The following is a 25,200-nucleotide window of genomic DNA, read 5'->3' on the forward strand; positions in this document are numbered from 1 at the left end:
AAAATAATGTCGAAATGTGAAGAAGATAGATATTGTTGATATCACAATGGAGGGAAAACTATGACACGCAAATTGAGAACAATTGGAGTTTTAACAAGCGGTGGAGATGCACCTGGAATGAATGCTGCTATTCGTGCAGTTGTAAGAACGGCACTTGGAAAAGGACTGAATGTTGTTGGAATCAGAAGAGGCTACGCAGGACTTTTAAATGAAGAGATCATTGAGCTGTCAGCCAGGGATGTGTCAGATACCATCCATAGAGGCGGAACAATGCTGATGACAGCGCGCTGTCCGGAGATGAGAACAGAAGAAGGTCAGAGAAAAGCAGCGGGAATCTGCAAGAAATACGGAATTGACGGACTTGTAGTAATTGGCGGAGACGGTTCCTTTGCGGGAGCACAGAAACTTGCATATCTGGGAGTAAATACAATCGGAATTCCGGGAACAATCGACTTGGATATTGCATGTACAGAGTATACAATTGGATTTGATACAGCGGTAAATACAGCTATGGAAGCGATTGATAAAGTGCGTGATACTTCCACATCTCATGAGAGATGCAGTGTGATTGAAGTTATGGGACGTGATGCGGGATGGCTTGCATTGTGGTGTGGAATTGCCAATGGTGCAGAACGCATTATCATGCCGGAAGAACATGATTATGATGAGGAAAAGATCATTAAAGATATTATTGCGAGCCGTGAGCGCGGTAAGAAGCATTATATCATTATTAATGCAGAAGGAATCGGCGATACAATCAATATGGCGAAACGTATTGAAGAGGCAACAGGCATGGAGACAAGAGCAACTGTTCTCGGACACATGCAGCGCGGCGGAAGTCCGACATGTAAAGACCGTGTGTATGCATCCATTATGGGAAGTAAGGCGGTTGATCTGCTTTTGGAAGGCAAGACAAACCGCGTAGTAGGATATCGCCATGGAGAATATGTGGACTTTGATATCAATGAAGCCCTTCAGATGAGTAAAGAGATTCCGGAATATCAGTATCAGGTTGCGAAAGCTCTTGCATTATAAGAGATTGAGCCGTTTGAGAAAGAGCTGGGGAATCAGCTATTGAAAATAGAAAATGCAGGCAGAAAAGGACTGTGATGTGTTCACGGGAAATTTTCTGTCTGTTTTTTTCTCTTGAAAAGTTCTGGCGGAGTGAGTACAATAAAATAGGTAGACTTGAAAAGGAGAGTTAGATTGTGAATATAGATGACAGAAAATATGCACCGATCGGCGTCTTTGATTCCGGTGTCGGAGGTCTGACTGTAGCAAGAGAGATCATGCGCCAGCTCCCGAAGGAAGATATTGTATATTTTGGCGATACGGCAAGAGTGCCATATGGAAGCAAATCAAAAGATAATATTATCCGGTATTCCAGACAAATTGTTCGATTTCTTCAGACGAAAGATGTGAAGGCAATCGTAATTGCATGCAATACAGCAAGTGCGCTGGCGCTTGACATTGTACGGAATGAGACGGATATTCCGGTGCTGGGAGTTGTTGTGCCGGGAGCTAAGTCTGCGCTTCAGGCAACGCGGACAAAGAAGATCGGGGTAATCGGTACGGAGGCAACGATTCGAAGTGAGATGTATACGAAAGTGATGAAGGAAATGGAACCGGATGTTGAGGTGACAGGGAAAGCCTGTCCGCTATTTGTTCCGCTTGTAGAGGAAGGATTTGCAAAGCATCACGTTACAGAAGAAATCATTGAATACTATCTGAAATCAATGAAAGAATCAGATATTGATACGTTGATACTTGGCTGTACTCACTACCCGCTGCTCCGTTCCGGAATCCGTGCTTATATGGGAGAAGAAGTCAATATTGTGAATCCGGCTTACGAGACAGCAATGAATCTGAAACAGCTTTTAGAAGAGAAACAAATCGCAAAGGATGTATCGGAAGGGGCACATGCAGAATATGATTTTTATGTGAGTGATGCCGCAGAAAAATTCCGTCAGTTTGCGGGAACAATCTGGCCGTGTGAGATTGATACAACAAAGCAGATCAGTATTGAAGAATATTAGGAGAGAGCAATTTTATGACAAGAGATGTATTAGTGACCATTTCCGGACTGCAGACAGACGTTGTTCCAAGAGAGGATACAGAGGATGAACCAATTGAAGTCGTTACTCCTGCTAGCTATTTCTACAAAAACGGGAAACATTACCTCATTTACGAGGAAGTTACAGAAGGCTTTCCGGGAGTTACAAAGAATAAAATTAAAGTAACGGATGCAAATACAATTGAAATTTTGAAGAGTGGTAATGTCAATACCCATATGCTTTTCTGCAAAGGGAAAGACAGCATGACTTATTATGACACGCCCTACGGAAAAATGCTTGTAGGAATTCACACAACGGAAGTTCAAGTGGAAGAGACAGAGAATTTTATCAGGATTTTGATTGAATATGGATTAGATGTGAATCATGATCCGATAGCAGATTGTGAGATCCGAATTACAGTACAATCAAAAGAGGTAAAAGAATTTCCGGTAACGGAGACAGACTGGCAGTAGAAGCCGGCGTATTCCGGAATTGGAAGCACAGAGCTGAAAATGGAAGAAGAAAAGAGACAGAAGCTATTGCGGGAGTATTGATTCCCCGAAAGTTTCTGTCTCTTTTTATACATACTGTAAACACAGTTTGAAAGTTTATTTATGATTCTTTTTGAAGCGGTCGAAAAATTTCTTTTTCTTCGGCGGCGCTTCCAGTGGTCCGCGAAGCCCCTTGACAGAAGTAATGTAGATACCGCTGATAACAGCTTTTACTTCTTTTTTTACCGGAATGTTCTCGAAGATCTTTTCATCACACATCATAGTCATGATTCTAGGTCCGATCTTGGCCTTTACGACCGGTACTTTGGAGCGGCGGAGATACTTTGGAGTATTCTCCACTACAGCGGCAGGAAATCCTGCTTCTTTGAGCTTCATATGTTTCTTATCAATGATCAGCATCGTGACGTTCTGCTTGATAGCATCCAGCTTTTCCTGCTGTTCTGCCTGCTTCTTCTCAGCTTTCTTTCCAAGAAAATATAAGACAACTAAAACAACGATCATAACGATCAGGATAATCAGCATGATTTTAGCAAATAAAGACAAAAGTATCCCTCCTCATTTTTAGATTCTGATTCTGTATATACTTATGTATAACGATTGTATTGTATCATTGTTACCTGGGAAGTGCAAGCGAAAATGAATCTTCTGTGAAAAAAGGATAAATCGGGAGTTTGACAGTTGAATATCGAAAAAAGTACTCACAGGTCGCATAAAACCTGCTTTTTTTATGTCAAATTTTCTGTTTTTATGGCTGTTATTTTATGTTATTGTATGGTATAATAAGGGATAGGAGGGATGACAGATGAATCTTCACATAACAAAATCAAAAAATGCAGAGTCCTTTTATATCTGTAAATCTTATACAAAAGCAAATGGCAGCACTACTTCAGCTATCGTCCGCAAGCTGGGAACCTTAGAACAACTTTTGCCTGAACATGGTCCTACAAGAGATGATGTCGTTGCATGGGCGAAAAATGAAGTGAAAATAGAAACTGAAAAATATAAAAAGGAAAAAGAAGCACAGACAGTATTGATACCATTCCATGCGGATAGACAATTAGATTATGACAAGCAGGTCTTCTTCCGTGGTGGCTATCTGTTTCTCCAATCTATTTATTATCAACTACAAATGAATAAAATCTGCCGGAAATTGAAACAAAAATATAAATTCAAGTATGATATCAATGCAATCCTCTCGGATTTGATTTATGCAAGAATCTTAGAACCTTGCAGCAAACGTTCTTCTTACAAAGTTGCATCTGAATTCTTAGAAAAACCATCCTACGAACTTCATGATGTCTACCGGGCATTGGATGTACTTGGTACGGAATGTGATCTTATTCAGACGGAAGTTTATAAAAACTCCCACTTCCTTGGGAAAAGAAATGATAAGATCCTTTATTATGACTGCTCGAATTATTACTTTGAAATTGAACAAGAAGATGGAAAGAAAAAATACGGTAAAAGTAAAGAACACAGACCAAACCCAATCATCCAAATGGGATTGTTTATGGATGGAGATGGAATTCCTCTTGCTTTTTCTCTTTTTCCGGGAAATGCAAACGAGCAGACCTCTCTCAAACCGTTAGAAAAGAAAGTTCTTGGAGATTTTGGTTGTCAGAGATTTATTTATTGCAGCGATGCCGGGCTTGGCTCTGAATCAATCCGGGAATACAATCACATGGGAGAACGTGCTTATATCGTAACCCAGTCCATCAAAAAGCTGAAGAAAGAAGAAAAAGAATGGGCATTAAATTTACAGGGATTTAAAAGAGTATCCGATGGAACCCCTGTTGATATCACAAAACTACCCGAAGATGATAAAGGACTTTATTATAAAGACGAGCCCTACACCACAAAGACGCTGCATCAACGCCTGATCATTACCTATTCTCCTAAATATGCCCTTTATCAAAAATCTATTCGAGACAAACAGATTGAACGGGCACAAAAGATGCTGGATTCAGGGAGCACAAAAAAGAACCGCAAAAATCCAAATGATCCAGCACGTTTCATCGGAACTATGGCTATAACAGAAGAAGGCGAAGCTGCTGATGTAAAGCATTATCTAGATGAAATCAAGATTTTTGAAGAAGCCCAGTATGATGGATTTTACGCAGTATGCACAGATCTTTTAGATGACGAAGTTGGTGATATTTTAAAAGTAAGTGAAGGAAGATGGCAGATAGAAGAGTGTTTCCGGATTATGAAAACAGATTTTTCTGCAAGACCTGTCTATTTACAGGATGAAAACCGGATCAAAGCACATTTTCTAATCTGTTTTCTTGCATTGACCATATACCGCTTCCTTGAGAAAAAACTGGATGCTAAATATACATGTGAAGAATTATTAGATATTCTAAAAGAAATGAATTTCGCCGAAATACAGGAACAGGGATTCATTCCTTTATACAAACGAGAAAGAATTACGGATGATCTTCATGACGTCTGTGGTTTCCGAACAGATTATCAGTTCATAACAAAAAGCAAAATGAGAAATATTCAGAAAAAAAGTAAAGGGAAAGAATAAAATACTATAATCCGTGACAACAGCAAAAATCGCTGCAGCCCAGTAACCACAAGGGATACAGCGATTTTTGCTCTTCCTAACTGTCAAAGATGGGATTGTATCATTGTTACCTGGGAAGTGCAAGCGAAAATGAATCTTCTGTGAAAAAAGGATAAATCCCTTTTATTTGTGAAAGAAATGTGTTATAAATGAAAGAGCGTCTGCGACAAAGCATGTATGTAAGAAAGCGTGCGGCAGACAGAAATTATTAGGAAGATTGAGGTATGAATATGAAGAAAAAGTTGATAGCAATTCTTGCCGGCGCTATGGTAATTTCCTCTCTGGCAGGATGCAGCAAATTAAGCGGTTCAAAAGAATTGTCAAATGATAATATTAAGATTTCTCAGTATAAAGGTGTTGAAGCAGAGAAAGCAGAAATTGCTGAAGTAACAGAAGAAAACGTGGATGAAGAGATTCAGTCCGTATTATATGCAAACAGAATTGTAAATGATGTGTCAGATCGCCCGGCTCAGAGCGGAGATACGGTGTCAATCAACTATACGGGAACAAGCGAAGGAGAAGAGTTCGACTCCGGTACATTGGATGTTGAGATCGGAAGCGGAAGTATGATTCCGGGATTTGAAGACGGGCTGATCGGACATAGCGTCGGAGAAAGTTTTGAGCTCAACCTGACATTTCCGGAGAGCTATACACCGGAGCTTGCCGGAAAGCCTGCAGTATTTGCCATTACGGTCAACTCTATTACAACATATACGCTTCCGGAACTGAATGATCAGTTTGTACAGGATGTGTCAGAAGATGCTAAGACAGTAGAAGAATTTAAAAAGAATATTAAAAAAGAACTGAAAGAAAAAAATGAAGAAGCTGCCAGAACTTCTTTGGAGAACAATGCATGGCAGGTCGTATTAGATAATACAGAAGTAAAGAAATATCCGGAAAAACAGGTGCAGGAGCAGAAAGAAGCATTAATTGCCCAGTACAAACAGCTTGCGGAGATGAATGGTTTGGAATTTGCTGATTTTCTTTCTCAGGCAATGAACGGAATGACAGAAGAAACTTTTGAATCTGAGGCAGAAAAAGTTGCAAAGCAGACAGTAAAACAATCATTGGCAGTGGATCTGATCATGAAAAAGGAAAAGCTGGAATTAAGTGAAAAAGAACTGGATAACGTGATGAAAGAGTACAAAGAAAAATTCGGATTTGAGTCAGTTGATGCTATGAAAGAGTCGATTGGCGAGGATGCACTTCTGGCGGATATCCATCTGAGTACAGTTAAGACATGGGTGGCAGATAACTGCAAGCCGGTGGAGAAAACGTCAAAATAAAAGAAAATGCAAGGTATTTCACAAGAAAGAATGGTCTGAAAACAAAGTAAGTTTCCGGACCATTCTTTTTTGATTGATAATTATTGAGTTTATGGTATGCTATAAGCAGATATCTGTTTCTTAGAAACAGAGAGAAACGGTGGGAAGCATCCCAAAAGTATTAAAAACAGAATAAAAGCATTTCGATTTCAGGAGGAAGACAATGAAAGAACTGGAAATGAAATACCTGGAGCGGCTGGCAGAACTGTATCCATCAATTGCATCTGCATCGACAGAGATGATCAATCTGCAGGCGATACTGAACCTTCCGAAAGGAACAGAACACTTTCTGACGGATATTCACGGAGAATATGAAGCTTTTGCCCATGTGCTGAAGAATGGCTCCGGTTCTGTGCGCAGGAAGGTCGATGAAGTGTTTGGAACGACACTCAGTGCAAAGGATAAGAAATCTCTCGCGACTTTGATCTATTATCCGAAAGAAAAAATGGAAAGCATTGCAAAAACAGAGACAGATATGGAAGACTGGTACAAGATTACACTTTACCGTCTGATTGAAATCTGCAAATGTGCGGCAAGTAAGTATACGAGAAGCAAAGTGCGAAAAGCACTTCCGAAAGATTTTGCATATGTGATCGAAGAGCTGATTACAGAGAAGTCGGAGGCAGCGGACAAAGAATTCTACTACAATTCCATTGTAGAAACGATTATCCGCATCGGCCGGGCAGAGGAATTTATTATCGCAATGAGTGAATTGATCCAGCGTCTTGTTGTGGATCATCTCCATATTGTTGGAGACATCTATGACAGAGGGCCGGGACCGCATATTATTATGAGCAAATTAAAGAAGTATCATTCGCTTGATATTCAGTGGGGCAATCACGATGTACTATGGATGGGAGCAGCAGCAGGACAGCGTTCCTGCATTGCCAATGTGATACGGATTTGCGCCCGTTACGGTAATCTGGATATTCTGGAAGATGGATATGGAATCAATTTGCTGCCGCTTGCAACATTTGCTGTCAACACTTACAAAGATGATCCATGCAGCTGTTTTAAATTAAAGGGATTTTCCAGCTATAATTCAGCGGAAATCGAAAATGATATTAAAATGCATAAAGCAATCTCTATTATTCAGTTCAAACTGGAAGGACAGCTGATTCAGCGTAATCCGGGATTTCATATGGAGAACAGGAGGCTGCTGCATTTAATTGATTATGAGAAAGGAACGATCCGGATTGGAGAGCGGGAGCTGGAACTTCTGGATAAGAATTTCCCGACGATCGATCCGAAGGCGCCTTACCGTCTGACGGCAGAAGAGCAGGACATTATGGACCGGCTTGAGAAAGCATTTATGCACTGTGAGAAGCTACAGGATCATATGAAGTTTCTTCTGACGAAAGGAAGTCTTTATAAAGTTTATAACGGCAATCTGCTGTACCACGGCTGTGTGCCATTGAATGCAGACGGAAGCTTGAAAGAAGTTAAAATCCACGGAAAAAGCTATAAAGGAAAAGGGCTTTATGAAGCATTGGAAATCTATGTGCGGAAAGGATTTTTTGCTGTAGATGAGCATGAGCGGAAAATAGGAAGAGATATGATGTGGTATATTTGGCTGCATCCGGATTCACCGCTGTTTGGAAAAGATAAGATGGCTACATTTGAGCGGTATTTTCTGGCAGAGAAGGATACCCATAAAGAAAATAAAAATCCTTATTATGAATTTCTTGAAAATGAAGAAGTAATGAATGGTATTCTGGAAGACTTTGGGTTGGATACAAAGACGAGTCATATTGTAAACGGACATGTTCCTGTGAAACGTAAAGATGGAGAAAGCCCAATCAAATGCGGCGGAAAAGTTCTTGTGATTGACGGAGGATTTGCAAAGGCATATCAGAAGGAAACAGGATTGGCAGGATATACACTGATTTATAATTCTTATGGATTAATTCTTGCAGCCCATGAACCATTTGAATCGTTAGAGGCAGCGATTGAGAAAGAGAGTGATATTCATTCGGATACATTTCTTGTGAAGCGTGCAGCGCAGCGAAAACTGGTAGCAAATACGGACATAGGATTAGAATTAAAAGAACAGATTAAGGATCTGGAACAGCTTCTGGATGCGTATCGTTCTGGTAAGATTGCAGAAAAAGTTTAAGAAATAAAGCTGGTAAGGAAATGATAGATCAGTTTGAGTGTGGTTTCATCATTGAGTGTTTGAATCATTTTTATGATTGCTTCTTTATAGTTCATGGGTGCCGCCTCCTGTAATGTTTGTACAACTATCTGCTATGAAGCTTACATGATTTGGATAAAATTGTCAACAATATTCTATATAAGACAACAAATATCGTATTTTTAAAGATAAAAATACGGGAAAGTAGGACATAAAATGGGAATTGGAAAAAGAATAAGGGACAGAAGAGCGGAGCTTGGAATGTCAAGTATGGAGTTAGCAGAGCAAATTGGAGTGTCAAAACAGACAATCAGTGGATATGAACTGGAACGGACATATCCAAATCCGGAAAAACTAAGCCGCATATTGAACGTACTTCAATGTGATGCAAATTACCTGTATCAGGATGTAATTGATCTTGAGGTGCTCAAACGAGAGAGAAATGGAATGACAGAGACGGAATTCGAACTCCTTAGAAAATATCGGCTACTGAATGATCATGGTAAATTTGTAGTGGAATCCATTGCAAATATTGAGTATGATCGGATGTTGGAAGGTCTGGAGCGATCAAGAGCGAAAAAAAATCAATAAGACCATATGAAGATGAAAGCCGCTGCATAGATAGCTATAAGCAGGAAATATAATATTTCTGTCAGCTTTCTATGGGCGGCTTTTTTGATGTCAGCTTCGGATCTGACTGTTTCTGATGTAAATAACAATTGAAATACGGTAGCAAAAATATAAAATAATAAAGATAAATAAAACACTGAGCAGATTAATTGAAAACAGTGGCGTCTGCATCATTTTAGAAAGCGAGAGCACTGCAAAATAAGATCCGGCTGTCATGACGAGAAACGGAGCCATGTAAGTAAAACGAAGTTCGTTTTGGATTGCTTTTCGCAGAGTCTCTTTGGAGAAGCCCAGTTTCTGAAGTACTTCATACTTTGCCCGGTCATCGAAAGCATCGTTGTAAAGTTTCATAAAAAGAATACTTCCGCTGGCGCAGACAAATACAAGGAACATGAAAAGGCAGACGGAGAATAGCACTTTAATCCATTCAATGTCGCTGTTTTTCGGATCTACAGCCACATAGCTGAGCGGCTGTGCCGGATTGCTGGCAATCAGAGATTCCAATTCATCTGTAGATGCCTGGTACTGTTCCGGTTGATGAATCTGGTAATTGTATAGATAAGCTTCCTGACCGATGGCACGGAGCCGTTCATATTCCGTATCATTCATCACATAAAAAGACATTTGTTCTTCAAAAATTCCGAGATATGGTTCATAAGATTCTGCAATCTGATGATAAGTTTTGTGATTTAATGTAAGCGTAACATCAGTTTTGGCAGTAATGAACGACATCAGCGGAGGATTTGACAGATGAATAAATTCGTTGTCAGCCGGTTCCGGAAGGGTGAATGGAATACCGGTTTCCTTTGCCAGCTGTTTTATCCGGGAATAAGGAACAGCGGAATAAATATTGTTTTTGTAAAGTGTTTCAATCAGGGAAGGATCAAAGATAAGGAGCGGAGTATCAGCGTGAAGCTTCACGTCATTATCTTGTTCGATCGAAGAAAGAATCTGGCTGTTCAGACCATCCTGAGTCCCAAGCACCTGATAGGTGTACATGTTTCGAAAATGAATAATATTTTTATAGCGGGCCTGCATCGCAAATGCAGCCGCCAAAGCTGTGACAGAGCATAAAAGCAGTACGCTTACCATAGCATAAGTACGATAATTTTTGCGGATACGGAAAATCACGTTGTTAATCCAAAGGCAGCGTTCTTTTTGATAGAGAAATTTCTTGTGCTTTGAACATGTCTGAAAAATCAGAGGAATCAGTCCGCCGAAGAGGAAATAAATTCCAACGACAACTAAAATAACAGAAAGGAGAAGATTTCTCATCACTTCCATACCACCTTCTTTTACTGCCAGCAGGCATCCGGATAATGTTAATGCAGTTCCGAGAATCGCTTTGACAATTAAAAAGCACTTTGGTTCGTGAACGTATTCATTTTGTTTTGCGGCAGAAATCATATCAAGGACGCTGCTCCTGACAATACTCACATAGCCCTTGATTACAAAGATCATATAGATTGTGCCGTAAATGGCGGAAGTAATTAGGATGGAGTGGAAGGAGATTTGAAAACCAATCTGAATGGAAAGATCAGAAAGGCTTGAAATCATCATCTGGAAAAGCCGGGTTGTCAAAATACCAAAAACAAGGCCGAGCGTTAATGCCAATCCTCCGATTAACAGAGTTTCGATAACATATAATTTTCCAATCCGTTCATTTGTAAGTCCGGTAAAAATATAAATACCAATTTCTTTTTTTCGTTTTGTCAAAAAAACATTTGTCGAATACCAGACAAAAAAGAACATAAAGCATCCAAGGACAAAAGTAATGATCTGCAGAATCATCTCCACATATTCGGCATTGTGAGTTCCAAGTCGGTCTAATACACCGGAGCTTATAAGGTTCTGGAAATTATACAATACCAGAACAGTAAAAGCGAGAGAAAAGATGAGGGAGAGATAGTTCCTCATACTATTCTTAAAATTCATGAAAGCAAGTTTGAACATGCTCATGAGAAATCACCTCCTATAGAGGCCTGCATATCGATGATCCGGTCATAAAATTCTTTTCGGTCTTTTCCGCGAGTCAGTCTGCAGGTAATGGAGCCATCGTTTAAAATATAAACATCTTTTGCATAGGAAGCGCTGAAGGCATCGTGTGTTACCATTAAAATGGTAGCATTTCTGTGTTCATTGATCGCCTTTAGACATTCCAGAAAATCCCTGCTTGATTTTGAATCCAGAGCGCCGGTTGGTTCATCGGCAAAGATGATCTCTGGATTCGTAATCAGCGCGCGGCACGCAGAACCACGCTGTTTCTGACCGCCGGAAAGCTGATAGGGATATTTCTTTAAATGGTTTTCAAGTCCGAACATATGAGCTAATGCAGTTGTTTTTTCAATGCATGTTCGGCTGTTTACGCCATTGAGTGACAGTGGAAGTGCGATATTATCCTGTAGTGACATTGTATCCAGAAGATTATAGTCCTGAAAAATGAAGCCGATTTTATCTCGCCGAAGATGAGAGAGTTCCTTGTTCTTTAATTTGGTAATATCTTTTCCATCCAGAAGGATAGAGCCTTGTGTTGGTTTGTCAATGGTTGAAAGAATATTTAATAAAGTTGTTTTGCCTGAACCGCTTGGTCCCATAATGGCAATAAAGTCGTTCTGCATGACAGAGAGGCTGATTCCTTTCAATATTTGTGACTGGAATCCGCTTTGTCCGTAACTTTTTGTCAGATTTGTAATCTGAAGTACTGTTTTTTCATTCATAACGTGTGTTCCTCCTTACAATTGCTATTATAGAAAAAGACAGCGGAAAAATCCTAACATTAGCATTACAGAACATCCATCTGCCTTACATTTTATGTAAGATAAAAATAATCACGGCTGTCAGAAAAGGTAATTGTAAAGCGGGTATAGATTCCCGGTTCACTCTCTGCCTGAATACGGTGTCCAAGTTTCTCGATCATCTGTGCAGTCATATAAAGTCCCATGCCGGTAGAACGATAACGCCCATTGTGATGATTTTGCCCGGTATATCCTTTGTCAAAAATACGTCTGATATCTGCCGGCTGGATTCCTTCGCCGTGATCTTCTACAGTAAGAAGAATTCGCTGACCTTCAGAGAACATGCGGATTTTGAGAAGTGGAGGACCTTCCGTATATTTCACTGCGTTGCTGATGAGCTGATCAAGAATATAGACAAGCCATTCTTTGTCAGTATATACAGATAAATCATTGTATTCGATATCCAGCTCAAAATGTTTTTGAATCAGAAAAAACTGTTGATTGTGGATTGAAGTGCGGACACAGTCGGCAAGATTTACCCGTTTCATCTGAAGATCATACAGATGACTTTGGATTTTGCAGCCGACAAGGGCTGTATTCAAATATTGGTTAATTTTTTCAAGCTGCAGTTTCATATCTGCGCGAAGAACAGGATTAGAAATACGTTCCTGCATTAAGCGGGCAGCAGAAAGCGGCAGTTTTACTTCATGGCACCATTTGGTAAAATAATCTTGAAGATCACAATGAGCCTCGTAAAGATCCTGATACTGCTGCTGGTAGATGCGGGCATCGTGTTCCATCAAGTCTGCATATTCAAATGAGAAATCCGGCTGCCAGATCACAGTGTCTTGAGAGAGAAGGAAATCGAGATTACGGCGTAATTTCTTAAATCGCAGGAAATCCCAGACTCCAACGCAGACGAGAAAAACAAAAATAAGGAAATCGAGATAGAACAAATCTTCCGGCTGCTCAAGTGTCACAAGACATAGAAAATACAGATGATAAAATATGCAGACAGAACAGATCAGCAGCAGAACGAAAGAGCGTTTTTTGAAATAAGCAATCAGATACTTCATTTGATAAAATACCCCTGTCCTTTCTTTGTGAGGATAATGTCCTGATCGCAAAAAGCCCGGATCTTACTTCGCAATCTGGAAATCATCGTAGTCAATGTGCCATCGGAAACATATTCATCGGTATTCCAAAGTTCCATCATCAATTCATCTCTGCTGACAATATCTGGTCTGTGGTCCAGAAGAACAGAGAGGATTCTTTTTTCGGATTTGGTCAGCTCCATAGTTGCACCGTGGAAACGAAGAGAAGAAGTTCCAGCATCAAATAAAAGTTCAGAAGATAAATGATGCTCTTCTTTCATTCTGTACTGATAGGTTCTGCGAAGAATTGCTTCTATCTTAGCTTTCAGCAATTCTAAATGGAATGGTTTTTCCACGTAATCATCGCCGCCCTGGGCAATTGCCATAATCTTGTCACGGTCATCACTGCGGCTGCTGATATAGATCACAGGTACGGCAGAAATCTCACGAATCATCCGGCACCAGTAAAAGCCGTCATAATACGGCAGATTAATGTCCATAAGAATTAAATGAGGTTTCCAGTTGAGAAATGTATCCGTAATATTCTGAAAATCTGTACAAATTTTGGCACAGTATCCCCAGCGAAGAAGAAAGGTCCGGATTTCATTTGCCAGAATCTCATCATCTTCAACGATCATAATTGTTGTTTCAATATCCATGTTATATCACCTCATATCCATTATAAGTGTTTCACAAAAAGAAGAAAAGAAAAAGAAGGAAATGTTACAACAATGTAAGGTGCGAAAAAATAAAAAAACTATCGCAATCACTTAAAAAGGAAATTGCGATAGTTAAAAAGTAGAAGAGATGATTAGAACAAAATTAGTAAGATTATTTAGAAGCGGATGTCTTTTGAGAAAGCGGTTCATTTTGTGCCTCTTTCGATTCCGCTACAAGCCGAAGAAAATCGGCATCTTCTTCCTTCAAGCTTGGAATAAAGCGATTGGCAAATTTACTGCGACCACGTTTTTTAACATAGAAATAACCGATAATGGAAAATACAACTGCTCCGATGAAATTGACAATAAGATCTTTCATAGTATCTTTCAGACCAATGTCAAGATAGCCGCCAAGTCCTAATTCCTGTCCGTTGATGATCACTTCTTTTATATTATCAATGTGTTGGACAGCTGTGCCGCCGGTTGGATCGAGCATTACCGTGGAAATAGAATGCACAATAGCATCTTTCTGAGTATCCATACCGAAAAAGGTATCCATAGAGAATTCAAAAAACTCCCACATAACTCCGACTGTCATGGAAAAGCAAAATGCAACGATCGCCATATACAAAGGAGACAGAACGAACTTGGCTTTTTCGTTTCGATTTAAAATATCAACGAGAGAAAAGCCAATGGCAGCAGCCAGAAATCCGTTTAATGTGTGGAGCATCGTATCCCAATATGGAAAATGGGTGTAGTAAGAACTGACTTCTCCAAGAATCTCGGCTGCAAAAATAAAGAGCAGGATGATGATCTCAAGCGTTGTCGGCAATTCAATTTTGAGCTGAACCTGAAGAAAACTTGGAACAATCAAAAGCAGCAGCGTCAGGATACAGTAGAAAACATTTTCATAGTTATGATTTAGGATTTGAAGTATCATAATTATAATTACAAGAAGGCGCAGCACAAAATAAACAATAAAAGAACTCTTGTGTTCACGCAGTTCCATCTGCAACGCTTTGAAATTATTTTTAATAATATTTTTCATAGATTTATTGTCCTTTCCTAATGTTATTGCACATTGTAACATATTTGAGATTATAAAGAAAAGAAAAAATAGAGAGAAGGAAGAAAATTAAGAATTAAAAAAATAAAAGTTTTTGCAAAAAAATGTTGACAATCGCATCCGGGAGTGATAATATAAACGAGCTGTCGCAAGACAGGGCTTCCGATCAACAAAAAAGTTTTCTGGAAAAGAAAAAAGTTGTTGACAAAGCCGAACAGATGTGATAATCTAAATGAGCTGTCGCAAAGACAACAAGAACTTGAAAAAAATAAAATAAAATAAAAAAGTTCTTGACAAAGCAAATCGGTTATGATAAACTAGATGAGCTGTCAAACGACAGAGAACCTTGATAACTAAACAATAGACAACAACCCTGAAAATTTCTTTAAAGAGATTTCAGAACGAGTTGGACACAAAAGTCTAACGACCTAAAAACAGTAATTATGGATGAATTAGCTAGCAGTTGATTCGCCAAGAACAAACACTTTTAACGAGAGTTTGATCCTGGCTCAGGATGAACGCTGGCGGCGTGCTTAACACATGCAAGTCGAGCGAAGCGCTTTTATGGATTTCTTCGGATTGAAGTGATTGCGACTGAGCGGCGGACGGGTGAGTAACGCGTGGGTAACCTGCCTCATACAGGGGGATAACAGTTAGAAATGACTGCTAATACCGCATAAGCGCACAGTACCGCATGGTATGGTGTGAAAAACTCCGGTGGTATGAGATGGACCCGCGTCTGATTAGGTAGTTGGTGGGGTAACGGCCTACCAAGCCAACGATCAGTAGCCGACCTGAGAGGGCGACCGGCCACATTGGGACTGAGACACGGCCCAAACTCCTACGGGAGGCAGCAGTGGGGAATATTGCACAATGGGGGAAACCCTGATGCAGCGACGCCGCGTGAAGGATGAAGTATTTCGGTATGTAAACTTCTATCAGCAGGGAAGAAAATGACGGTACCTGAGTAAGAAGCCCCGGCTAACTACGTGCCAGCAGCCGCGGTAATACGTAGGGGGCAAGCGTTATCCGGATTTACTGGGTGTAAAGGGAGCGTAGACGGAAGTGCAAGTCTGATGTGAAAACCCGAGGCTCAACCACGGGACTGCATTGGAAACTGTGCTTCTAGAGTGCCGGAGAGGTAAGCGGAATTCCTAGTGTAGCGGTGAAATGCGTAGATATTAGGAGGAACACCAGTGGCGAAGGCGGCTTACTGGACGGTAACTGACGTTGAGGCTCGAAAGCGTGGGGAGCAAACAGGATTAGATACCCTGGTAGTCCACGCCGTAAACGATGACTACTAGGTGTCGGGCAGCAAAGCTGTTCGGTGCCGCAGCTAACGCAATAAGTAGTCCACCTGGGGAGTACGTTCGCAAGAATGAAACTCAAAGGAATTGACGGGGACCCGCACAAGCGGTGGAGCATGTGGTTTAATTCGAAGCAACGCGAAGAACCTTACCTGCTCTTGACATCCCTCTGACCGGCAAGTAATGTTGCCTTTCCTACGGGACAGAGGAGACAGGTGGTGCATGGTTGTCGTCAGCTCGTGTCGTGAGATGTTGGGTTAAGTCCCGCAACGAGCGCAACCCCTATCTTCAGTAGCCAGCGGTAAGGCCGGGCACTCTGGAGAGACTGCCAGGGATAACCTGGAGGAAGGTGGGGATGACGTCAAATCATCATGCCCCTTATGAGCAGGGCTACACACGTGCTACAATGGCGTAAACAAAGGGAAGCGAAAGGGTGACCTGGAGCAAATCTCAGAAATAACGTCTCAGTTCGGATTGTAGTCTGCAACTCGACTACATGAAGCTGGAATCGCTAGTAATCGCGAATCAGCATGTCGCGGTGAATACGTTCCCGGGTCTTGTACACACCGCCCGTCACACCATGGGAGTCAGTAACGCCCGAAGTCAGTGACCTAACCTTAGGGGAGGAGCTGCCGAAGGCGGGACGGATAACTGGGGTGAAGTCGTAACAAGGTAGCCGTATCGGAAGGTGCGGCTGGATCACCTCCTTTCTAAGGAAGAAGAAGTAAGAGCTGTTGTCTATTGTTGAGTTATTAAGGGAGTCTTCGGAGAAGGAGTGAAAGAAGAAGTTCTTCACACGGAGTGCGAAGAACAGCTTTCGTACTAAGCTCGAGAAGACCTCGCTAAGTACTCAATGCTTCTGGTGGCGATGCGCTTAGGGGAGACACCCGTTCCCATCCCGAACACGATGGTTAAGACCTAAGCGGCCGATGGTACTGCACTGGAGACGGTGTGGGAGAGTAGGTGGCCGCCAGATCATAAAAAAGTTTTACCAGTGATCAGGGTTCTGAAGAGATTCAGATTTCTGATGACTGATAAAACAGTCAATGTACCTTGAAAACCGCATATAAGAAATAAATTGATGAAAATATCAAGACATCCGAGGTAATTGTTATTAGATAATAATTATTCGAAACACTGATTCAAATGAATCAAACCTAATTACCAACGCATGCAACGCTATGCATGTGTAGCTAATGTCCATTCCCGTGGACGAAGGCAAGTTGGTTATGCTAGAAAGAGCGCAGGGTGGATGCCTTGGCACTAAGAGCCGATGAAGGACGTGATAAGCTGCGAAAAGCTTCGGGGAGGAGCAAATATCCAACGATCCGGAGATATCCGAATGGGGAAACCTACTTGAGAAGCCCTCAAGTATCCATACGCCAATCCATAACGTATGGAGGGGAACCCGGTGAACTGAAACATCTAAGTAGCCGGAGGAAGAGAAAGAAACATCGATTTCCAAAGTAGCGGCGAGCGAAATGGAAAGAGCCCAAACCTGGATGCGTGCATCCGGGGGTTAGGACCGCAACAAGTGACTCGTATATTAGGAGAATGGTTTTGGGAAAGCCAGCCAGAGAGGGTGAAAGCCCCGTACCTGAAAATAGAAGAGAGCGAGCGGGATCCAGAGTACCACGAGACACGAGAAACCTTGTGGGAAGGAGCGGGGACCACCCCGTAAGGCTAAATACTACTTAGTGACCGATAGCGCATAGTACTGTGAAGGAAAGGTGAAAAGGACCCCGGGAGGGGAGTGAAAGAGAACCTGAAACCCTGTGTTTACAAGCTGTGGAACCATTATAAAGTGGAACCGCGTACTTTTTGTAGAACGGTCCGGCGAGTTACGTCGGCTGGCGAGGTTAAGGACTTTAGGTCCGGAGCCGAAGGGAAACCAAGTCTTAATAGGGCGCCAAGTCAGCCGGAGTAGACCCGAAACCGGGTGATCTATCCATGTCCAGGTTGAAGTTGCCGTAAAAGGCAATGGAGGACCGAACCCACATCCGTTGAAAAGGGTGGGGATGAGGTGTGGATAGGGGAGAAATTCCAATCGAACCCGGAGATAGCTGGTTCTCCTCGAAATAGCTTTAGGGCTAGCCTCGATAGAGTCACACGGAGGTAGAGCACTGAATTTCCTAGGGGGCGTCAAAGCTTACCGAAGAATATCAAACTCCGAATGCCGTAGTGATGCTTATCGGGAGTCAGACTACACGAGATAAGTTGGGTAGTCGAAAGGGAAAGAGCCCAGACCTGCAGCTAAGGTCCCAAAATGTGTGTTAAGTGGAAAAGGATGTGGGATTTCAAAGACAACCAGGATGTTGGCTTAGAAGCAGCCATACATTAAAAGAGTGCGTAATAGCTCACTGGTCGAGAGGTCCTGCGCCGAAAATGTCCGGGGCTGAAACACACTACCGAAGCTCAGGAATCCTATAAGGGATTGGTAGAGGAGCATTCTTAGGGCGGCGAAGCAGTACCGGAAGGAGCTGTGGAGCGTTAAGAAGAGAGAATGCCGGAATGAGTAGCGAGATGGAGGTGGGAATCCTCCAGGCCGAATATCTAAGGTTTCCAGAGTAAAGCTGATCTGCTCTGGGTAAGTCGGGACCTAAGGCGAGGGCGAAAGCCGTAGTCGATGGACAACAGGTTGAAATTCCTGTACTGCAGTATGACAGAACTGTGGGGACACGTGTGGAGAGCATAAGCCGGGAGTGGAAAGACCGGCGCAAGCGAGGTAGGTGTCACATAGGAAAATCCGTGTGATAAGCCGAAGACGTGATGCGGAGTGAACTATAAGTAACGAAGTATGTGAGCCATGCGTCAAGAAAAGCCGCTATTGTTTGTACTGTACCCGTACCGTAAACCGACACAGGTGGATGAGGAGAGAATCCTAAGGCCGACGGGAGAAGCATTGTTAAGGAACTCGGCAAAATGACTCCGTAACTTCGGGAGAAGGAGTGCCATGTAAAAGTGGCCGCAGAGAATTGGCCCAAGCAACTGTTTAGCAAAAACACAGGTCTATGCGAAACCGAAAGGTGAAGTATATGGGCTGACGCCTGCCCGGTGCTGGAAGGTTAAGGGGAGAGGTTAGCGCAAGCGAAGCTTTGAACTTAAGCCCCAGTAAACGGCGGCCGTAACTATAACGGTCCTAAGGTAGCGAAATTCCTTGTCGGGTAAGTTCCGACCCGCACGAAAGGCGTAATGATTTGGGCACTGTCTCAACAATGCACCCGGTGAAATTGAAATACCAGTGAAGATGCTGGTTACCTGCGCCAGGACGGAAAGACCCCATGGAGCTTTACTCCAGCTTGATACTGGGATTCGGTATTGCATGTACAGGATAGGTGGGAGACGGAGAAATGGTAACGCCAGTTGCCATGGAGTCGCTGTTGGGATACCACCCTTGCAGTACTGGATTTCTAACCAGCAGCCGTGACCCGGCTGGGGGACAATGTCAGGTGGGGAGTTTGACTGGGGCGGTCGCCTCCGAAAGGGTATCGGAGGCGCTCAAAGGTTCCCTCAGAATGGTTGGAAACCATTCGAAGAGTGCAAAGGCAGAAGGGAGCTTGACTGTGACACCGACGGGTGGAGCAGGTACGAAAGTAGGACTTAGTGATCCGGTGGTATAAAGTGGGATTGCCATCGCTCAACGGATAAAAGCTACCCTGGGGATAACAGGCTTATCACTCCCAAGAGTTCACATCGACGGAGTGGTTTGGCACCTCGATGTCGGCTCATCGCATCCTGGGGCTGAAGTAGGTCCCAAGGGTTGGGCTGTTCGCCCATTAAAGCGGTACGCGAGCTGGGTTCAGAACGTCGTGAGACAGTTCGGTCCCTATCCGGCGTGGGCGTAGGATATTTGAGAGGAGCTGCCCTTAGTACGAGAGGACCGGGGTGGACTGGCCGCTGGTGTATCTGTTGTATTACCAAATGCATAGCAGAGTAGCCAAGCCGGGACGGGATAAACGCTGAAGGCATCTAAGCGTGAAGCCCCCCTCAAGATGAGATATCCCAACGAAAGTTGTAAGACCCCTTGAAGACGACGAGGTAGATAGGACAGAGGTGGAAGTGTGGTAACACATGTAGCTGACTGTTACTAATCGGTCGAGGGCATAACCAAGTGAGGTAAAGGATAGGAAAGTGAACGAAGGATGAGATTTCTTGTATGTGGTTTTGAAGGTATAGAAGAAGACACCGTATATCATTGATATATGGTGTTTTTTGTATATATAAGGAGGAAAAAGAAAATGAACAGTCTCAGAGAATTTTGTTCCAAACTGGAAATGCCAAAGGAAGTAACAGAGAAAATACTGGCGCTGTATAAAGAATTGAAGGAAACACAAAATTGGGAAAAAATAGAAGAGGTGATGACACAGCTTTTTCATGAGGAAACATGGGAAACAGGGGTAAAAGAATTGCGGGAAATTTTGGGAGAAGACTCACAAGGATTGAAAATGTTGACTTGTATGCTGGATTGTGGATTGAAAACATATTTGCTTTACCAGAAATGGGGAATATCAGATGAAATTTTTATTGATTCTCTGAAATGTTTTTCAAGATTTGTGCGGGAACATCACGAAAGCTTTGGCATATACGGATTTGATCGGGAATGGTGGACAGTCAGACAATTGTCAGGAAAATTATTTCGTATCGGAGAATTGGAATATGAGTTTAAAGAAAACCGGAAGAACGGCAAGGAGCAGCGCTACATTAGTCTGCATATTCCATCAGACGCTAATCTGGAGCTAGAGGCAGTACACAGATCATATCGGTTGGCAGGAATATTTGTGCGTCAATATTTTCCGGCGTATATACATGCAAAAATAAGATGTTCTTCCTGGCTGCTTGCACCCGCATTAAGAGATGTGCTTCCATCTAATTCAAAGATTATCCGCTTTCAGAAAGAATTTGTGATACAGCATGTAGAGGAAGAAAGTGACAGTTTTATGCAATGGGTATATAAACGTACGGATATTCCGTGGGAATCACTTCCGGAAGAAACGACACTTCAGAGAAATTTGAAACAATATATATTGTCAGGAAGAAAAGTAGGGGAAGGAGCAGGATATCTTTCTGAAAAAATTTTCCAAAGACTCTTTACAGCAGAGTAATAGATATGGTATAAATATACATAAAATATGAATAAATATAACAATATAATTTGCAAAATGCTATGGAGGGGTAATGATGTTTCATAATGTAATTGTAAGAAAACCGTCAAAAACTTTAATGGAAGGGATCACGTCAGCGCCGGAATTGGGAAAACCGGATTATGAGCTTGCAGTAAAGCAACATGATGCATATATAGCAGCGCTGAAAAAATGTGGCGTAGAAGTGACGGAATTAGAACCGCTGGAAGAATTTCCGGATTCCTGTTTTGTGGAGGATGCGGCAGTTGTGACTCGTAAGTGCGCCATTATTACAAATCCGGGCGCAGCTTCAAGAAATAAGGAACCAGAGTATATTGTTGATACGATCCGTAAGTTTTACGCGGATGATCAGATTGAATATATTAAAGCGCCTGGAACTTTAGAAGGCGGCGATGTTATGATGGTTGGAGATCATTTTTATGTGGGACGTTCTGCGAGAACAAATGAAGAAGGCATCCGCCAGTTTATTGAAATTCTTGAGAAATATGGCCTGACAGGATCTGAAGTAACGTTGAAAGAAGTGCTTCACTTGAAGACGGGTGTGAATTATCTGGAAAATAATACATTTCTCGTATCTGGTGAATTCGTAGACAAGGACGAGTTTAAAGATGCGAAGAAAATTGTAATCCCGGAAGACGAGGCATATGCTGCCAACTGTATTTGGGTAAATGGAACGGTAATTGTACCGGAGGGATATCCGAAAGTGGCTGCGGCAGTTAAGAGTGCCGGTTACAAAGTGATTACGACAGATACGTCTGAATATCGAAAAATTGATGGCGGACTGAGCTGCCTCTCATTGAGATTTTAGAAAGATATGCATATTTATTGATAATATCAATAAATATATTCAGAATTTCAATTAGACCTTTAACCTGTTTCTTCCTATAATAAAGGGTAGAAATGAAAGCAGGAAAGAGGAATACAAATGAATCTGGAGCAGATAAAATCGCTTGTCAGCGTTGTGAATCATAAAAGCTTCTCGCTGGCAGCAAAGGAAATGTTTGTTTCACAGCCAACGATCAGCATGCATATTAAAACACTAGAAAAAGAGCTTGGAGAACAGCTTTTGATTCGTTCAACAAAAGATATTGTATTATCAGAAGCTGGACTTTTGTTTTATCCTTATGCTGTTCAGATGTTAAAGGCAGAAGAAGATGCAATTCAAAAAATCAAGAATAAAGGAGAAAAGATCGCAGGAGATGTGATGTTTGCTTCCTCAAGCGTTCCGGCAAATTACATTTTCCCGGGATTTTTAGCCTATTCTAAGAAAAAGAATCCTGATATCGGATATAAAATTTCGGAGGGAGACAGCACAGAAGTGCTGCAGAAAATACTGCATTTTGAGCAGGAGATCGGTGTAGGAAGTATACGTTCATCAAGTGCAAAGTTATTTTTTGAGCCATTAATTAAGGATGAAATTGTTCTAATTACTCCTAATATAAAAAAATATCGTGATTATAAAGGAAACTTCGATAGAAATGAACTAAAAAGGGAGAATTTTGTTATTAGAGAAATGGGCAGTGGAACGAAGACTGCCGCGGATAATGTAGAGAGAAAACTTGGCCTGGAGAGCGATAAAATCCAGATTGCAGCTGAGGTTCAGACGACAGAAACGCTAAAGAGGGTTGTTGCAGAAGGCGTAGGAATTGGCTTTGTCAGCAGCCTGGCAGTAAAAGATTATCTGGAGCAGAAACGAGTTTTAGTATTTGAGTTTCCTGAAATTGAAACAAAACGCCAGTTATATTTATTTTGGCATTGTGAGCGCAATTTGTCCAAAGTAGGCGAGCGGGCAATCAGTATGCTGAAAGAATATTGTAGTGAAATGTAAGGTGGAAAGGAGATAATTATGATCATTCATCGAAAATGTGGAATGTGTCAGGGCGGCTGTCATGTGAAAGTTACCGTAGAAGATGGAAAGATTAGGAGAGTGGAGGCAGATCAGGATTCTCCGCAGGGGCGAGTATGTGCAAGAGGGGCATTGACGCCGGAACTGCTTTATAGCGCTGATCGTATTTCACATCCACTGATCCGGATTGGAGAAAAAGGCGAAGGGAAATTCAGAAAAGCTACATGGGATGAGGCACTGGATTATGCAGCGGAGCTTTTGGATAAGACAAGAAAAACTTATGGAGCGCGGGCGCTGGCTTCTTATCAGGGAAGAGGAATTCTTGGGATGCCGATTGCCCGCATCTTTTCCGGAAAATCCGAACCATGTTTTATGAAGCGACTTGGTTCTCCGAATGATTTTAATGCGGGATCTATTTGTAATATGGCATCCAGCACGGTTACACCGGTAACTACTTCCGGTCTCAATACAAGGCAGATGATTCAAGATGTGGAACATAGTGATTATATTTTCATCTGGGGAAAAAATCCAATGACAGACTGCGGACCACGGGGAGAATATCGGGGAATTCAGAAAGCAAAGAAACGAGGAGCAAAGATTGTAGTAATTGATCCGCGAAAAACAGGAATGGGCGAGTTGGCTGATCTGTGGATTCCTGTAATTCCGGGAGCAGATGGGGCATTGGCGTTGGCAATGCTCAAGCTGATTATTGAACAGGAATGTTACGATAAAGAATTTGTATCAGAGTATACAAGAGGATTTGAAGCGTTTAGAAAATATGTAGAATCACTGGAACTGAATGATTTATCGAGATTTTGTGGGATTTCTGTAGAGCAAATAAAAGAATTGACAGAGTTGTTCTGTTCTACAGAAAAGATTTCACTAATTGCATATACTGGATTAGAGTATCAGTTGAGTGCAATTCAGAATAATAGAGCAATCTTTACATTGTGGGCGATCACGGGGAAATTAGATGTAGAAGGCGGAATTTATTTTAATTGTCAGAATCAGCCGACGTTTCAGCTGTATGATTTGCCAGAGGAAAATCAACCGATCGGAATGAAAGAATTTCCAATGTTCTATAAATTCATGGAAGGCGGTCAGTTCTGCAGATTTCCGGAAGCAGTTTTGAATGATGATCCGTATCCGGTGCGTGCGCTTCTTCTGGCAGGAGGCTCTCCGGTATTGACATTCCCGGACAGCAGTAAATGGCGGGAAGTATATAAGAAGCTGGATTGCCTGATTGTTTCAGACCGCTATATGACAGAAGATGCCCGTTTTGCAGATGTGGTATTTCCGGCAAGCACAATGTTTGAAACGTGGTCGCTGACGACAGGAGCAGATGGAAGGCAGACGCTCCAGCCGCCGGCAGCAGAGCCATTTGAAGAGTGCAGAGATGATGTATTGATTTTCTCGGCATTAGCGAAACGGCTTGGAATTGGAGAAGATTATCCGGGAAATGAAGAGGAATTAAAAGAATGGCTGCTGAATGGTTCAGCTCCATATGCAAATGATTGGAAAGGTCCTGCTTCACAGAAGGAACGCGTATATCGTAAATACGAAAAGGGATTGCTGAGAAGTGATGGAAAACCGGGATTTCCAACGCCATCAGGAAAATTTGAAATTTGTTCTGTATATTTAGAAGAGAATGGATTTACTCCATATCCGGAGTATCAGGATATGCGGTCGCTTCCGGAGATGGATTGCCCGGAATATCCGTTTACCATGACGACCGGTGCGAGAAGTATCCATCGGATGGGAGTATTTGGGGCAAATCTTCCGGGAATTGCGAAGTTAGAGCCATATCCATATATGGATCTTTCACCGGAGGATGCAGGCGAACTTGAATTGACAGATGGAGCTTGGGCGAGAGTTACGACGCCATTTGGCACAGGGCGGTTTAAAGTTCGCGTCTGTGAGATTGCAAGACATTGTATCCATATTCCTCACGGAGGCGGAAGTGAGTATATGCCGGAGGCGTGGAAGATTGGAAATGTAAATGAACTTACAAGTCTTGCGTATAACGATCCAATCACAGGATTTGTTACAATGAAATCTGTTCCTTGCAGAGTTGAGAAGGAATAAGGTAAAGCGGGAGAGAACTGAGAAATAAAAACCAGTTATAAAA

General features: G+C 42.1%; 17 protein-coding genes and 3 rRNA genes. 14 read left to right on the forward strand and 6 right to left on the reverse strand.

Going from position 1 to position 25,200, the window contains the following annotated elements:
- Nucleotides 1–60 precede the first annotated feature (60 nt).
- The 3 genes from pfkA to KFE17_13580 all read left to right on the forward strand — a co-directional run bounded on the left by pfkA (nt 61) and on the right by KFE17_13580 (nt 2,527).
- Entirely contained in the window at nt 61–1,035 is a 975-nt protein-coding gene (gene pfkA / locus KFE17_13570; GenBank protein ID QUO31835.1) for a 6-phosphofructokinase, read from the forward strand.
- Nucleotides 1,036–1,208: 173 nt separating this feature from the next.
- Complete coding sequence (locus tag KFE17_13575; GenBank protein ID QUO31836.1) at nt 1,209–2,036, forward strand: glutamate racemase; 828 nt, start codon at nt 1,209–1,211, stop codon at nt 2,034–2,036.
- A 14-nt stretch (nt 2,037–2,050) separates the two neighbouring features.
- Entirely contained in the window at nt 2,051–2,527 is a 477-nt protein-coding gene (locus KFE17_13580; GenBank protein QUO31837.1) for a DUF1934 domain-containing protein, read from the forward strand.
- Nucleotides 2,528–2,662: 135 nt separating this feature from the next.
- Here the strand turns inward: KFE17_13580 and KFE17_13585 are convergent, their stop codons facing one another.
- Nucleotides 2,663–3,109, reverse strand: a complete 447-nt coding sequence (locus KFE17_13585; GenBank protein ID QUO31838.1) for a hypothetical protein — start codon at nt 3,107–3,109, stop codon at nt 2,663–2,665.
- Nucleotides 3,110–3,368: 259 nt separating this feature from the next.
- Here KFE17_13585 and KFE17_13590 point away from each other — a divergent pair, with 259 nt between their 5' ends.
- The 4 genes from KFE17_13590 (at nt 3,369) to KFE17_13605 (ending at nt 9,185) form a co-directional block, all read left to right on the forward strand.
- On the forward strand, nt 3,369–5,096 hold the full coding sequence (locus KFE17_13590; GenBank protein ID QUO31839.1) for an IS1634 family transposase: 1,728 nt from the start codon (nt 3,369–3,371) through the stop codon (nt 5,094–5,096).
- A gap of 263 nt (nt 5,097–5,359) precedes the next feature.
- Nucleotides 5,360–6,421 carry a trigger factor gene (gene tig, locus KFE17_13595; protein QUO31840.1) on the forward strand — a complete coding sequence of 354 codons (1,062 nt, stop codon included), beginning with the start codon at nt 5,360–5,362 and terminating at the stop codon, nt 6,419–6,421.
- A 202-nt stretch (nt 6,422–6,623) separates the two neighbouring features.
- On the forward strand, nt 6,624–8,576 hold the full coding sequence (locus tag KFE17_13600) for a fructose-1,6-bisphosphatase (protein QUO31841.1): 1,953 nt from the start codon (nt 6,624–6,626) through the stop codon (nt 8,574–8,576).
- Nucleotides 8,577–8,810: 234 nt separating this feature from the next.
- Nucleotides 8,811–9,185: a helix-turn-helix domain-containing protein gene (locus KFE17_13605; GenBank protein ID QUO31842.1), complete on the forward strand. Its 375-nt coding sequence runs from the start codon at nt 8,811–8,813 to the stop codon at nt 9,183–9,185.
- Between the two features lie 90 nt (nt 9,186–9,275).
- On the opposite strand, the gene KFE17_13610 is transcribed toward KFE17_13605, so the two are convergent.
- The 5 genes from KFE17_13610 to KFE17_13630 form a co-directional block, all read right to left on the reverse strand.
- A complete protein-coding gene (locus KFE17_13610; protein QUO31843.1) occupies nt 9,276–11,183 on the reverse strand; it encodes an ABC transporter permease in 1,908 nt (635 codons plus the stop codon).
- Nucleotides 11,180–11,941 (reverse strand): ABC transporter ATP-binding protein, encoded by a 762-nt coding sequence (locus KFE17_13615; protein QUO31844.1) that lies wholly within the window; start codon nt 11,939–11,941, stop codon nt 11,180–11,182. The genes KFE17_13610 and KFE17_13615 overlap by 4 nt, the downstream gene beginning before the upstream one ends.
- Before the next feature lie 92 nt (nt 11,942–12,033).
- A complete protein-coding gene (locus tag KFE17_13620; GenBank protein QUO31845.1) occupies nt 12,034–13,035 on the reverse strand; it encodes a sensor histidine kinase in 1,002 nt (333 codons plus the stop codon).
- Nucleotides 13,032–13,712 (reverse strand): DNA-binding response regulator, encoded by a 681-nt coding sequence (locus KFE17_13625; protein QUO31846.1) that lies wholly within the window; start codon nt 13,710–13,712, stop codon nt 13,032–13,034. The genes KFE17_13620 and KFE17_13625 overlap by 4 nt, the downstream gene beginning before the upstream one ends.
- Nucleotides 13,713–13,884: 172 nt before the next feature.
- Nucleotides 13,885–14,760: a hypothetical protein gene (locus tag KFE17_13630; protein ID QUO31847.1), complete on the reverse strand. Its 876-nt coding sequence runs from the start codon at nt 14,758–14,760 to the stop codon at nt 13,885–13,887.
- A 504-nt stretch (nt 14,761–15,264) separates the two neighbouring features.
- Here KFE17_13630 and KFE17_13635 point away from each other — a divergent pair.
- The 7 genes from KFE17_13635 to KFE17_13665 all read left to right on the forward strand — a co-directional run bounded on the left by KFE17_13635 (nt 15,265) and on the right by KFE17_13665 (nt 25,157).
- Nucleotides 15,265–16,795 (forward strand): 16S ribosomal RNA (locus tag KFE17_13635).
- A gap of 148 nt (nt 16,796–16,943) precedes the next feature.
- A 5S ribosomal RNA gene (rrf, locus tag KFE17_13640) occupies nt 16,944–17,061 on the forward strand.
- Nucleotides 17,062–17,310: 249 nt separating this feature from the next.
- Nucleotides 17,311–20,196, forward strand: a 23S ribosomal RNA gene (locus KFE17_13645).
- The 16S, 23S and 5S rRNA genes sit together here, the layout of an rRNA operon.
- A gap of 127 nt (nt 20,197–20,323) precedes the next feature.
- On the forward strand, nt 20,324–21,187 hold the full coding sequence (locus KFE17_13650; protein ID QUO31848.1) for a DUF5596 domain-containing protein: 864 nt from the start codon (nt 20,324–20,326) through the stop codon (nt 21,185–21,187).
- Nucleotides 21,188–21,263: 76 nt separating this feature from the next.
- Nucleotides 21,264–22,034: a N(G),N(G)-dimethylarginine dimethylaminohydrolase gene (locus tag KFE17_13655; protein QUO33723.1), complete on the forward strand. Its 771-nt coding sequence runs from the start codon at nt 21,264–21,266 to the stop codon at nt 22,032–22,034.
- Between the two features lie 117 nt (nt 22,035–22,151).
- Complete coding sequence (locus KFE17_13660) at nt 22,152–23,054, forward strand: LysR family transcriptional regulator (protein ID QUO31849.1); 903 nt, start codon at nt 22,152–22,154, stop codon at nt 23,052–23,054.
- A gap of 42 nt (nt 23,055–23,096) precedes the next feature.
- Nucleotides 23,097–25,157: a molybdopterin-dependent oxidoreductase gene (locus tag KFE17_13665; GenBank protein ID QUO33724.1), complete on the forward strand. Its 2,061-nt coding sequence runs from the start codon at nt 23,097–23,099 to the stop codon at nt 25,155–25,157.
- Nucleotides 25,158–25,200 lie beyond the last annotated feature (43 nt).

The organism is Faecalicatena sp. Marseille-Q4148, from assembly GCA_018228665.1.
In the GTDB taxonomy this organism is placed as follows: domain Bacteria; phylum Bacillota; class Clostridia; order Lachnospirales; family Lachnospiraceae; genus UBA9414.

Coding starts and splice junctions, on each gene's coding strand:
- pfkA (QUO31835.1), top strand. CDS start 61: ATGACACGCAAATTGAGAACAATTGGAGTTTTAACAAGCGGTGGAGAT.
- KFE17_13580 (QUO31837.1), top strand. CDS start 2,051: ATGACAAGAGATGTATTAGTGACCATTTCCGGACTGCAGACAGACGTT.
- KFE17_13590 (QUO31839.1), top strand. CDS start 3,369: ATGAATCTTCACATAACAAAATCAAAAAATGCAGAGTCCTTTTATATC.
- tig (QUO31840.1), top strand. CDS start 5,360: ATGAATATGAAGAAAAAGTTGATAGCAATTCTTGCCGGCGCTATGGTA.
- KFE17_13600 (QUO31841.1), top strand. CDS start 6,624: ATGAAAGAACTGGAAATGAAATACCTGGAGCGGCTGGCAGAACTGTAT.
- KFE17_13605 (QUO31842.1), top strand. CDS start 8,811: ATGGGAATTGGAAAAAGAATAAGGGACAGAAGAGCGGAGCTTGGAATG.
- KFE17_13610 (QUO31843.1), bottom strand. CDS start 11,183: ATGAGCATGTTCAAACTTGCTTTCATGAATTTTAAGAATAGTATGAGG.
- KFE17_13615 (QUO31844.1), bottom strand. CDS start 11,941: ATGAATGAAAAAACAGTACTTCAGATTACAAATCTGACAAAAAGTTAC.
- KFE17_13620 (QUO31845.1), bottom strand. CDS start 13,035: ATGAAGTATCTGATTGCTTATTTCAAAAAACGCTCTTTCGTTCTGCTG.
- KFE17_13625 (QUO31846.1), bottom strand. CDS start 13,712: ATGGATATTGAAACAACAATTATGATCGTTGAAGATGATGAGATTCTG.
- KFE17_13630 (QUO31847.1), bottom strand. CDS start 14,760: ATGAAAAATATTATTAAAAATAATTTCAAAGCGTTGCAGATGGAACTG.
- KFE17_13650 (QUO31848.1), top strand. CDS start 20,324: ATGAACAGTCTCAGAGAATTTTGTTCCAAACTGGAAATGCCAAAGGAA.
- KFE17_13655 (QUO33723.1), top strand. CDS start 21,264: ATGTTTCATAATGTAATTGTAAGAAAACCGTCAAAAACTTTAATGGAA.
- KFE17_13660 (QUO31849.1), top strand. CDS start 22,152: ATGAATCTGGAGCAGATAAAATCGCTTGTCAGCGTTGTGAATCATAAA.
- KFE17_13665 (QUO33724.1), top strand. CDS start 23,097: ATGTGTCAGGGCGGCTGTCATGTGAAAGTTACCGTAGAAGATGGAAAG.